Source organism: Streptomyces sp. NBC_01498 (genome assembly GCF_036327775.1).
In the GTDB taxonomy this organism is placed as follows: Bacteria; Actinomycetota; Actinomycetes; order Streptomycetales; family Streptomycetaceae; genus Streptomyces.
On record NZ_CP109598.1, the window covers coordinates 1,448,993 to 1,461,574 of the forward strand.

Sequence of the window (12,582 nt, forward strand, 5' to 3'; positions counted from 1 at the left end):
GAGTTGGCGGCCGTCGGCGCCGCCGTACGCACGAGCCTTGGAGGGAAAAGCACGTGCTGCGCGTCCACTTCTCCCCCGACGACCTCGCACGCGTGCGCATCGCGGCGCACCCGGATCCGCTCGCCGAGACGATCCTGAGCCTGCCCGCTCTCCAGTCGGCGGGCGGGCACGGTGTCGCGCTGTCGGGGTGGCGCGAGCGGACCCGTGCGGGGTGGGTGCCCGCGCTGCGGCCGTTGCTGGAGCTGGCACCGGCCGGGCCCGGGGAGTACGTGCCCGAGGTGTTCGCCCACGCCACCGGCGTCACCCTCGCGGACGGCATCGACCACACCTGGTCGCTGCCGCGCCGCCAGTGGGCGGCCGACCTCCGTGCCACGGATCAGCTGCGTCCGCGCGCACCCCGGTGGATCCACGCCCTGCACCACGGCGACCGGGAGTGGGGCGGGCTCGTACGCGGGGCCCTGTCGCGTTACCACGCCATGGCCATCACCCCCTACTGGGCGCAGCTGACGGCCGCCGCGCGCAGCGACCGCGCCGGCCGCGCGGCGGCCCTGGCCGACTCCGGGGTCGACGGGCTCCTCTCGGGGCTCCACCCGGACATCCGGTGGGCCTCACCCGTCCTGCACGTTCCCTGCGAGTCGGACGGCGATCTGCGGCTGGCGGGCAGCGGCGTCCTGCTGGTGCCGACCTTCTTCTGGCCGAAGCCGCTGGCCCTGGTCGACAACGCCGACCCCGGACGTCCCCTGGTGCTGCGCTACCCCGTCGTACACGAACTCGCCGATCACCGCGCGGTGTGGGCGCCTTCGGCCCTCCCGGGCCCCGACGGCGGGCTCGCCGCGCTGCTGGGCACCACACGCGCACGCGTGCTGCGGGCGGTGGAGACCGCCGCGAGCACGTCCGAGCTGGCCCGCCGCACCGGCATCTCCGACGCGACGGCGAGCCACCACACGGGTGTGCTGCGCGCGGCGGGCCTGGTGACCACGCGACGGGACGGCAACCGTGTCCGCCACGCGCTCACCCCCCTCGGGCGCGCCCTGCTGGGTGCCGGGCCGCCCTGACGCGCACGCGGCCAACTCGCTTCGCGGGGATCGGAACAGGGGGCACGTCCACGGCGTACGGAACTTTCCGAGCGGGCCCTGGTCGACCGGGCGCTTCGCGGGCCGCTCCTGAAGTGAGTTGTGCGCATGGGCTGTTGGCACGTCGCCGAGCCGCACACGGTCCCTCGTCCGGCCGTTCGGCCGGACTCACCGGTTGTCGCTCCGGTCCGCGCCCTCATTCCGGGACGGGCATGACGAGCGTGGTCATGAAGTCGACGGCCCCTTCCCGCCGGTAGAAGCGCAGGGCGCCCTCGTTGCCCGCGACGACGGAGATCTTCATGACCTGGACACCGGACTCGGCGAGACGTGCGCGCACGGCCCCGATCAGGGCCTGTCCGACCCCGCTGCCGCGCGCCTCGTCGTCGACGACGAGGGTTTCCAGTACGCCGACCCGGTCCCCCCACTGCCACGACCCCGGGGAGTCCAGGACGCGTACGACCGCGTAGCCGAGCAGCTGGTCTCCGTCCCGGGCGACGAGTACCGCGGCGAGCGGCTCCCGCAGCCACGCGAGGTACTGTGCCCGCCGCAGAAGCCACGAGTCCTCGGGGGGACGAACGGGGCCGAGAGCCGCCAGGTGTGCCGCCTCCCGGCTGTGATGGGCCAGGAGTTGCCCCCACAGCCGCTCCAGGCGGTCCACCTCGGAAGACGTCAGGACGTCGATCACAGGATTCATGCCGGGAAGCGTAGCCACGCGGCCGGCGCAGGTCCCGGGCCGACCTCCTCGCGGAGCGGTCGGCGGCAGAGGCACCCGGGGTGTCACAGGCGAGGGGCCCCGCCCCGTTTCTCCCGCCAGAGCAGTCCCAGCAGAGAGGGGCCGCCGAGGGCCCCGGTGACCAGCCCGACGGACTCCTCGTCCCCCAAGTCCCCCACCACGAGCCCCAACGGCGGCCCGGGGAGTCCTCACGGAACTCGCGAAGCGCCTGCGGCCCTGACCGCGGAGCGACGGGTCACGGCTCCGGCCGACGGCACATACCGTCGGCCGGAGCCGTGCGCCGCCCGGGATCAGGCGGGCGGGGTCAGGCAGCGGCGGAGCAGCCGTTCCAGACGCAGTTGCGTCCCCTCGCGGTCGAACACCTGAAGCGCGTCGAGGAAGCTGACCAGCCAGCGCGCCTCGTCCTCGGAGTCGATCCGCACCGCCACGGCCGTCACCGCGCTCTCCAGGTCGAACGTGCCGTCCGTGAACTCCTCGTCCAGCGCCCGGTACGCGGTCGCGAGCAGCCGGTCCGCGTAGACACCGGTCGCCTCGGCGAAGGCACGCGCCTCCACCTGATCCATGACCAGACCGGCCAGGCGCCGCAACACCTCGTCCGGGTCGCCGAGTTCACCGTGCAGCCGGTGGGCCCGGTCCACCAGGAGCGGCCAGCCGCCGGTGAGTTCGTACAGCCGCTCGAGGCGGTCCTCCGTGTGGAACATCTCGACCCGCTGCGTCCAGCCCCGCAGGCTGCGCCGGTCGTGACGGCGCAGCACGACAGGCGTGGCCGAGGTGTGTTCGGCGCCCGTCAGCTGGGTACGCCACAACTCCAGCTGGTCGGGATCGGTGACCAGCACGACCGCACGGGTCACCCCCGGCGTCACCGGCAGCAGTGTCTCCGCCCAGTCGACGGCCTCCCGGCACGCCTCAGGCTTCGCCGGGTAGGTGGCGAAGTCGTGGATGATGACGCGCCGTTCCCGTGGGCGTCCGCCCGTCAGCTCCTGCTTGTAGACCTTCGGGCTGCCGACGGGGGGCAGAGTCCAGTCGGCGATGCGCCCGGCGATGGTCCGCAGGGTGTTGCCGACGTCCTTCACGCCGGTGGCGAGGGTGCCGAGGACCACCTTCGTCTGATTGGCCCGTTCGCCCAGCAGATCGTCCAGCTGGGTGATGGTGAGCGGGGCGGACCGGCCGTCGGACAGTTCGGGGCGGCCCTCCTGGACGATGCTCTCCTGGAGTTCACAGTCCTGGTCGGCGCGCAGCAGCCGTTCCTCCACCTCGTGCGAGGTGCCGATCATGCGCAGGGCGTTCGGTCCCCGCAGATGCCAGCCCTGACCGTCGTGGTTGGGCGCGAGGACACCGAGTCCCACCATCTCGGAGAGGTAGGCGCGGAAGCCCTCGGTGTCGAGCTGCTGGAAACCCGCGCGCCAGAACGTCTCGCACTCCTCCCGCAGTTCGGTGTCGGTCAGCCGCACCTCAAGACCGCGGTGGCGGGCGTGCCGGGCCAGCACGTTGGCGATCACGTCGTAGCGGTGGTCGAGGCTGAGGGTGTCCTTGAAGGCCGCCGAGATCGCGTCCCGGAGCCCGGAGTCCGACTCCACCGTCTCGATGTCGGAGTCCTCCACGGTGTACGGGGGTACCGCCACCCCCCGCTTCGCCCGCTTGCGGTGCATGACCTCGACCAGCCGGTGTCCGAACATCTGGAGCAGGAACGGCTGGTACGAGCAGTAGCCCAGCACCCGGTTGACCAGGTCGAGGTCCTTGAACTCGAAGCCGAGCACCCGCATCGGCTCGACCAGCAGGTCGGCGGCGAACTGCGGGGCGAGCGGACCGATGACCTTCGGCGTCTGCGCGAGATGGCCGAACGGGCCGTTGCTCGCCAGCTTGGCGAACCGCTGCACCGAGTGGAGCCCGGCGAAGACGACCTTGGCCCGGTCCTTCGTGTCGGAGCCGAGCCCCTTGAGCCGCTTGGTCTGGTCGAAGCGGGGGGCGTCGGCCTCGAAGAACTGGTCGCACTCGTCCAGCAGGATCAGCAGCCTTCGGCGTGAGTCCCCCTCCAGCCAGCGCCGGATTCCGGCGCGGACCCGGTCCGAGATGTTCTGCTTCGCCTTCCGGTTCGGCAGCCGGTCCAGCACCTGGGCGGCGGTCAGTTCCCGGTCCAGCACGCTCCACAGCGCTTCCGGTCCCAACGCGCTGCCCTTGCCGATGTTCTCGTGGTCGAGGTTGACGTACACCGCCTGCTGGTAGCCGGGGCGCCGCTCGGCGAACCGCTCCCCGGCGTCCGCGAGCAGGGCCGACTTGCCCAGACCACGGCCGCCGAAGATGACCTGCGTGCCGCGCGGGTCGATGATGCTCTGGCGTTCGGCGTCGCGCCCGTAGAACATCTCGCCGCCGATCCGGCCGCGCTTCTCCCGGATGTACGGGTTGACACCGGAGAACGGCAGCAGAGTCTGGGTCGCCGTGCTGATCTGCCGGTTTCCCCGGGCGGCGAGATAGGCCAGCGCGGCATCGTCCACCACGAGCAGCGGCTGCAACTGGTCAGATCCGGCGGCGAGTTCGACCCGGGCCTCGGGACTGAGCGTGCCGAAGTAGACGACCAGCAGGCTCGGCCCGGTGGTGTCACGCTCCGCCAGGCTCATCACGAACTGGGCGGACGGCCGGCCCCAGACCATCAGCACCCGCAGGATGCCGCCCTGTTCCTTGATCTCCGAGCCGAAGGCGGGCACCTTCGCCTTGCCGTTGGTCTCCACCTCGGCCTCGAAGAGGCGGTACTCACGCCGACGCGTGTGCGGAGCCCGCTCGTCGGTGGGCCTGGCGCCCTTGGCCTCGTAGCCCAGCAGCTTGAGCAGCGGCGGAAGCTGGCGCCGCCCGGACACCTCCAGCCGGTCCCGGGGCTCGATCGCGCCCAGCTCGCGCCACGCGTCGAGCGCGTCGGCGGCGAGTGCCGCCTCGTCGGGGGAGAGCGCGGCGTAGTCCAGTACCGGCAGCGTCGGGTGGGTACCGCCCCTCCGGACGAGCGCGACGAGCGCCTGGTCGATGCCCTCCGGCAGCCCGCCGGGCACCGCCGGGAAGAACTCGGTCAGATAGGGGTCACCGGTCTCGATCTCCGGAACCTGCTCCCCGATCTCCAGGAAGTAGACCAGGTCGGCGGCGGTGGCCAGCCCCCCGGTGTCGAGATGGCGCAGTACCTGCGCGCGCTCGGGGGCGGTGGTCTCGAGCGCGTCGAGGCGGGCCCTGATCCGGTCGGTGGCCTGCTGTCGGAAGAGCGGCAGGTCGCCCCGTACGGTGTCGAGCGCCCTGCGTACGTCGACCAGGTCGGGTGTGTCGGCGCCCTCCAGCCGGTTGCGGGCGTCCGCCAGCATCTCCTGGAGCCGCAGGTCCTGGTCGTCGGTCACGGCGCCGTCGGCCTGGGCGCGGTGCAGTTCGGAGACGAGTTCCTCCCGCGTGCGCCGCAGTTCGGCACGCCGTACGGCCTCCCGCTCCTCGATCTCGTCGAGCGGCGGCGGGGTGAATTCCCCGGCGCGGGTGGCGGGCAGCAGTTCCAGCGCGGCCAGCTCGATGATCGTACGGGCGGCGGCGAAGGCGTCGTGCGCGAGCCGTTCGGCCAGTGCCTCCGCCCAGTTCCGCCCGACGGCGACGACGAGCTGGTCCAGCGGCGCCGTCTCGCCCCGTCGGTCGCACACCTTGAGCAGTTCGATGTCCAGCAGGATCTCCGGGGCGACGGAGCCGCCGGGGCGCGCGCTCCCGGTGTCGCCGGCCAGCAGGGCGAACAGCTCCTCCATCGAGTCGCGGGCCGCCCACGCCGTCGCGGTGGCGAACGTGCCAGAGCGGCGGGCCAGTTGCGCCAGTTCGCCGAGGACCGCCTCCTTCCCGTCCAGCAGGGACCGGCGCAGCGCGCCGATGTCCTTGACCGCCCGGTCACCGTCGGAGCGCTTGCGGTGGTGGGCGGCCTCCGCCATCAGGCACCACTCCTTGAGCAGGCCGGTCACCCGCTCCACGAGATGCACCAGGTCCTGGCGCCCGGAGCCCTGGAGCGGCTTGCCGCTGGACCCTCGGTGCCGGCGGTCCATGCGGTCGATCTCGTTGTTGATCTCACCCAGTTTGGACAGGCGTTCGCTCTGCTCGCGTACCCGGTTCACCGTCTCGCGGTCGTCCTCGGCCACGCTCGTCAGCAGTTCGCCGAGCATGCCGTCCTCGGCCAGCCACCGCTTGGCTATCTCCGTCGCCCGCGCGAAGCGCAGCTTCGGCGGCGCCAGCAGGGCGTGGCACTGTTCGCGCAGCTCCCGCAGCCGGGCCTCGGTCCCGGCGGCGTCGGCGATGACGACCAGCGGCGAGGCGATCATCAGCGCCCCGCTCAGCGCCCGGTCGGCCACGGCCGCCGCGACCTCTCCGAGCCGTTCGGGGAGCCGGGGCACCAGCACCCTGAGCTGGGCTCCCGCCACGTGGTCGCCGGTGATCAGGGCCGTACGCAACAGGGCGGGCAGCAGCAGGAGTTCGCCGCCCTCGGCGTCCCGGCCGCCGTGACCGTCGTACTGCTGGAGAAGGTCGGCGGTCAGCCGGGCACCCTGGCTGTCACCCGAGGTGAGCAGCGCGGCGGCACCGGCCAGACGCAGCGCCGCCACCTGGGCCTCGGGGTGCGCGGCGGCGCGCGCGACGTGGTGGGCGAGGCCGAACCGGCGTTCCACGATGAGCCGGACGAGGGCCTGTTCGACGGAGGACCCGGCCACGCGGGTGGCCTCGGTGGCGGCGGCGGTCTCGGTCCGGGCGGGACGCTCCGCCTCGGGCACGGTGGCGTCCGCGGCCGTCGCGCCGGACGGCACCGGGTCGGACGACACGGCCTCGACCTGGGGCGCAGGCTCGACCGCCGCCTCCGCCTCGGGCTCGACCGGCGGGGTGGAGGGTGTGACCTCGGCCTCGGCCCTGGCCTCGCTGTCGTGAACCTGGTCGCCGCCCTCACCGCTCTTGACCTGCTCCGCCGACGGGGGCGCGGTCTCCCCGTTCACCACGACGGGGGTGGCGGCTTCGGCCTCCGGCCGGGCCCGGGAGGCGGTCTTCTCCCCGGGGGGCGTCTCCGTCTCCTCCGAGAGGTGCCCGACCGTTCCGGTCCCAGCCGGTGCCGGAACGGACTCCGCCACCCCCGTCAAGGTCAGTTGCGGTGCCAGGGCCGCCGCCGAGGCGTACTCCGGCCACACTCCGACGACGTGCCCCATCAGGGAAACGATCTCCTTCGCGGCGTCCTCCCGGCCGCCCAGCCGGACGAGCCGCGCCACTGACGCCAGCGCGTCGCTCTCGTGGCGCTGCGGCTCCTCCCACGTCGCCGACGCCAGAAGGCGCCCGGCCGCGGCCCGCACCGCCTCGGCCGCCGGGGCGGCGGGGCTGTCCGGCCCGGCCGCGACATGCAGCAGTTCCTCCAGCGTCCGGCGGACCGGCAGGTCACGTTCGCGCGCCTCCCGGTGCGCCCGCGCGGCGGAGACCAGGTCCGCGAGGCGCGGCGGTACGTCCCCGAGTCCCGCCGCACGGAACACCGCCTCCGCGCGTGTGAACTCGGCGCCCAGCGCGGTCAGCGGAGCGAGGTGCTCCTCCCCCGGCGCACGGCCGTCCAGGACCGCTTCGGTCACCCTCGCCGCGGCCTCCCGGGCCTCGGCCACGGCGGACTCCAGCGCTCGGCAGGCCGCCTCCGGATCGGCCGCCTCCGGATCCGACCGCCGGAGCGCGGGGGCGGTCTCCGGGACGGTCACGGACGGGCCGTCGTGATCGCCGGTCCGTCCGGCGTCCATGTCCCGTCCGGGCGACGCGGCACGCTCCGCCGTCCCGCCGAAGACGAAATCGGGGTGCGCCGCCGCGACCGACCGAGCCGCGTCGAGGACGGCGTCGAACCGTGCCTTCTCCTTCTCGTCGGCCGCTGCCGCGAACCAGTCCTGGTCTCCGGCCCACAGCAGGATGTGCGCGTCGCCGACGGACGCGTTGGACCAGACGTACACGGTGATCCGGATCAGCGTCTCGCCCCACCGGGAGACGGGTTCCGGCACCGTCACGCCGTCCGGCGAGAAGATGTACGCGGTCACCTGGCTGATAACGGTGCTGGTGAGGCGCAGAAGCCCACAGGTGCACGCGTTCTGCGTCGCCTCGCGACGCAGCCGCGCGAGCACGTCCCGGCACAGGGCGGGCCCGGCCCGGCGCGGCGCGGACATCCGGATTCCCAGGCCCCTGAGCAGCTCTTGCCGCTCCTTGGGCCGCAGGGAATTGAAGGCCAGTTCCACCATGCCGACGGTCAGGTCGTTGAGGGCGGTGACGGCGGGCTGTTCCAGCGCGTTGAGCGCGGCGGCCAGGGGTTCGAGGCTCTGGGCCGTGACGCCCGGCGGGGACAGCGGTGGCCCCGTCAGGACGTGGTAGCGGTCTTGCATGTACGCGAACTCCGATTCTCTCGCTGGTGGTACGGAACGGGCTCCCTCGACGGCGAGGGAGCCGTGCGGTGCGGCAGGTGCGCCCGGGTCAGTGACCCCGGGTGTGCTCGGTGACGAAGGTGTAGCCGTCGGGCAGCTCCCAGCCGTCCGCCTTGCCGAGCCGACGGCAGTGCTCGCGGAAGGCGACCCGCTGCGCGTCGCTGGGTGACCGGCCCGGCAGCAGCCTGCGCAGATGACCGGGGACGAACTGGACGGCCTGGAGCGGTTCGGCGACCAGGCCCGTGCTGCCCCAGGGGCGTATCAGCCGGTGCCTGGCCGGTCGATAACGGACGAGCGGTATGACCACCTGGGCCTCGCGGGCGGGGAAGTGCGGCTGCCCCCGGGCGTCCCGGCTGCCCCGGGCCCGCTCCAGCAGGCGCCGCGCGAGGAGTTCCGCCACGGCCGCCTCCAGCGCCGCGGTCTGCGCCGGTGCCCGGCGGGGCCCGTACACCACGGCGGGCAGCACGGAGGGGTCCAGCAGGGCGTGCCCGTCGAGGGTGAGCAGTCCACAGCGGCGTACGGCGCGCATCACCAACTGCCGAGGCGCGAGCCCGGCGGCCGTGTCGCCCTGCCGGCCGCTGCCGGGTACGTCGTCACGGGTGAGGACCTGGGGGTCGTAACAATGCCCGATCACCCGTTCGTCGACCCGCACCGGCTCGTCCAGCGGCACCGTGGCCACGTGGATCAGCGCCCCGCCGCGACGCCACCGGCACTCGGTGATCAGGCCGGGGAAGAAGTCGGAGGGCCAGGCCACCGGCGCCAACCGGCCGCTTTCCCGGCCGAGTTCGGCGACGCCTTCGTGGGTCGTCCGCTCCCCGTCGTGATCGAGCACGAGGCAAAGGCGGAGGGCCGGAAGTTCGGGTGCGACCTCCGGAGGGAGCGGGAACCAGCCGCCGACGAGGTGGGCCAGCCGCAGCGGCGCGCGCCAGACGATCTCGTCGGCGTCGCTCCGCAGCAGCCTGCCCGCCCCGAGGGACGGATCGTCGGCGGGGGCCATGTCGACCGGCTCGGCGTCCGGCTCCTCGGCCACGGCCACGGTGGACAGCCAGCCGTGTCCGGCGGGGGAGAGTGGATCTCCTGGAGTTTCCGCGTCACCGGGATGGTGGGACCGCCACACCCCGCCGCCCTCGAAGGCGTCGTCCAGCGCGATCCGGGTGCCGTTGTCGAACAGCCCGTACCGACCGACCTGTCGTAAGGCGTCGGCGACCGCCAGGTTGGCCCGGCACACCGCCGTGGCGTAGCCGACTCCCTTGAGCGGATCAGCCGCGCCGGGGAAGCCACGGAGCCCGGGACCGGTCGCCGTGTACACGGCGACCGGTGAGCCGAGGCCGTGGCGCCGCCGATTCGGGGTCGCCGCGCGTTTCAGCGCCGCCACGAACGACGCGAGATCACCGCCGCCGAGCGGTCCGGTGTCACGCGCACTGTCCGCGAGCACGGTGCGGGACATCGCGTAATGCCCCCATGTACGTGCCCCGGGAAGCGAGTTGAGGACTCCGCGCACCGTGTCGAGGAGACCGAACAGCCCGGCGCGCAGCGTGTTCTCGTCCGTACCGCCGACCAGTTCGGCGAGGGAGACCGGCACGAAGGGGCTGAGCAACTGCTCCCGGGCCGTCGTCAGCAGATGTTCCGCGTACGCTGTCGGCTCGTCCCGCCGGGCGGCTTCCGGGGACGGGTGACAGACGTCGACGACCACATGACCGTCCCCGTTGATCCAGCGGCGGCGGGTGCGTAATCGGTGGAGCTGCGCCGGGGACGGGCTCAGCGCGGGACCGAAGGCGTGCAGGTCCGGGACCAGTAACTCCCTGCGCCGGGGCCGGGGATCCTGCCCCGGCCGGCCCGGCCCCTCGGCCCCCACGGGCGCCCCCGACACCCAAGGGGGAACATCTCCCAGTGAGCCCAGCTCCGGGTGGGCGCCCTCCCGGTGGACGATCTCGGCATACAGCGGATCGGACCCGGTGACGACGCACACCATGGCCCCGACGGGAAGCACGGGGGCCGGACCGCCGAGAGTGATGACGGGAAAGTCGTCGAGCCGCAGCGGGCTGGCGCCGTAGCCGTCACCGCCGATGTCGAACCCGAAGTAGACGGCGTTGAAGGCGACGTCGGTGTGCACCGGCGCCCGGCGGGCCGAGACGACCGCGTCGAGGTACCGCCCCAGCCGCTCCCGCTCCGGGCCGGGCACGGAGTCGTACCCCCGCGTCATGGCCGGGGTCAGAAGGGCCTGGTCACCGTACGGGTCGGGCACCGGCAAGGAATCCGCGCACGGCGGCGACATCTCCCGCCGCTCGTCGGCCAGTTCCGAAACATACGGGTCCCCACCCATGTCACCTCCACCACACGGGGGGCCACCTCGACCCGGTGCGCGGTTGTTTGCGCAGACTATGTCCGCGCGTGGTGCTCCCGTGGCACTTTTGACACTTCGCGACCGGTTGACACCGACCCACACCGCTGGGATCGCTCCCCGCCGCAGCATAAGCAGCCGTGACGGACCGGCTGCGGAACGGACAGGACGCACGAACTCCTCGCCGTGCTCGGTGAACTGGATCCCACCGCCAGACTGGAAGTGTCCGCGCCTGGCGGCCCGACGAGCGCGGGCGGCAAAAGGCGGCACGTCCGCCGAGACGGTCGGACTGCTGCTGAGCGCGGCGCGCGAAGCGGGACGAGGGCGGTGTGCGACGGTCCAACTGGCGCCGCTGCTCAACCAGCAGATGGAGCTCGCTCCGGACGGAAAGCGGCCGGGACGTGCTCCGGCCCAGTGACGTGCCTCCCTCCACAGCGGCGTCGTCGCGGAACTCCTGGATACGGGTGACGCGGACCTGGGCTCGCGGGCAGCCGGCCGGCAGAAGGGCATCGACGCCCAGATACCGCGTGCGGTCAGGGAGTTACTGGACGAACTCGGACTGCCGGAACTCGAACCACTGGATCCGTCCGCCCGCTCAGCCTCCGGACAGACTGCGCACGACATACGTCATGTGCTGAACGTTTCCCGCCCACAGCCACTCGGCCGGCCCGCCCGTGTCCTTGCCGGTCGAGAGTGGCCCGTGCGCGCAGTCGCTCAGCCATCTCTCGCCCTCTCCCGTACCCGTTCCCCGGAACTCGGGCAGTTCGATGATCTGCCGGGCCATGCCCCGATTGACGGCGATCCGGTCGTCCCCGCGAGTCAGCACCTTGAACAGAAGGTATGAACTCTCGGTCGTGTAGCGCAGCACACCCCAGGGCGGTCCGCCCTTCCTCGTCACTCCCAGAGCCTGTGCCAGGGCACTGGGATGCTGCACGCCGTAGTCGCCGTAACGGAGCATCGAGGCATAGGCCCTGCCCATGGCACGCACCTCGTGCCACATACGCCACTCCGCCCGGGGCCCCTCCCACGGACTGTCCTCCAGCATGTCGGCGGTGGCCCGGGGAACACCCCCTCCCAGGAGAACGGCGCTCCGCCAGACCGTCAGGGGTATGAGTGCGTCGAGGGCCCGCAGCGCCTCCTTCCCGGCGTCGGGCCGGTCATCGAGCACGGCTTCCATGGCTCAACGGCGTACAACCGTGACAGCGACGAGCCGCAACGTGCGGGCTCGGCGCTCCCGGCTCGGTGTCGCGTGGAAGACGAGTCTGTCGGTCCTCGCCGCTGCGCGCTGTCGTACGTGCCACCGCAGGTGTTCAGCCGCAGGGCGGGTGGCGTACTGCCGCAGGCCCGAACCGTGAACGCCACATCGCCCTCATCCTCGTGGCGCAGGGTGATCTTGTCGCGGGGCCGCGGCAAGGAGAGTCCGCAGAAGACACCCGTCCGGTCCCCGCGCCGACGATCACGACCGCCGAGGCCGCCCGGCCGCGGTACGTCGCTCGCCCACCGCATCCGGGCGGGGTCCTTCGTGAGGCCGAGGCAGCCGTTCACTTTCACCACTGTCCGGCGGGGCTCCGGTCGGCACCGTCGGCGGGCGTCCGCGTCCGGGCGCATCGGCAGAGACCCAGTGGCCTTCGCCGCCACCGTTCGCGCTGCCCGGAGATCACCCTCGCGTCTCTTGCCCGCCACTCGGACAGGGAACCGTCGGCCGCCGGGGCCGGCTCGTCGGTGGAGCGCGCGCCGGTTGTCCGGGCCCCGCGCAGGTCGTTCTCCCCCAACCCGGCGCTGTCGACGGCCGGTCCTCCTGGTCGTCCCGGGTCCTCTACGGGCCGCCGCACGTCGCTGACCCCCGCCCGGCGTGGTGCCGGGCGGGGGTCAGTGGTGCGGGAGGGAGCCGTACGGTCAGGAACCGCGTACGGCTCCGGGGATCGTCAACGGGATCCGGGCGCGGTGTCCTTGGCCCGGAAGGGCGGTCGCGGGGACGTGCCGGCTGTCGGCCGCGCGGGGCGGCCGACAGCGCGG

General features: G+C 73.0%; 5 protein-coding genes. 1 reads left to right on the top strand and 4 read right to left on the bottom strand.

Going from position 1 to position 12,582, the window contains the following annotated elements:
* Window positions 1-53 precede the first annotated feature (53 nt).
* Window positions 54-1,055, top strand: coding sequence for an ArsR/SmtB family transcription factor (locus OG875_RS06015; protein ID WP_330173195.1), 1,002 nt, complete (start codon window positions 54-56; stop codon window positions 1,053-1,055).
* Between the two features lie 214 nt (window positions 1,056-1,269).
* On the opposite strand, the gene OG875_RS06020 is transcribed toward OG875_RS06015, so the two are convergent.
* The 4 genes from OG875_RS06020 to OG875_RS06035 form a co-directional block, all read right to left on the bottom strand.
* Complete coding sequence (locus OG875_RS06020; RefSeq protein ID WP_330173196.1) at window positions 1,270-1,767, bottom strand: GNAT family N-acetyltransferase; 498 nt, start codon at window positions 1,765-1,767, stop codon at window positions 1,270-1,272.
* 329 nt (window positions 1,768-2,096) lie between these two features.
* Window positions 2,097-8,186: a hypothetical protein gene (locus tag OG875_RS06025; protein WP_330173197.1), complete on the bottom strand. Its 6,090-nt coding sequence runs from the start codon at window positions 8,184-8,186 to the stop codon at window positions 2,097-2,099.
* An 88-nt stretch (window positions 8,187-8,274) separates the two neighbouring features.
* Complete coding sequence (locus tag OG875_RS06030) at window positions 8,275-10,548, bottom strand: hypothetical protein (protein ID WP_330173198.1); 2,274 nt, start codon at window positions 10,546-10,548, stop codon at window positions 8,275-8,277.
* Between the two features lie 613 nt (window positions 10,549-11,161).
* Entirely contained in the window at window positions 11,162-11,743 is a 582-nt protein-coding gene (locus tag OG875_RS06035) for a beta family protein (RefSeq protein WP_330173199.1), read from the bottom strand.
* Window positions 11,744-12,582 lie beyond the last annotated feature (839 nt).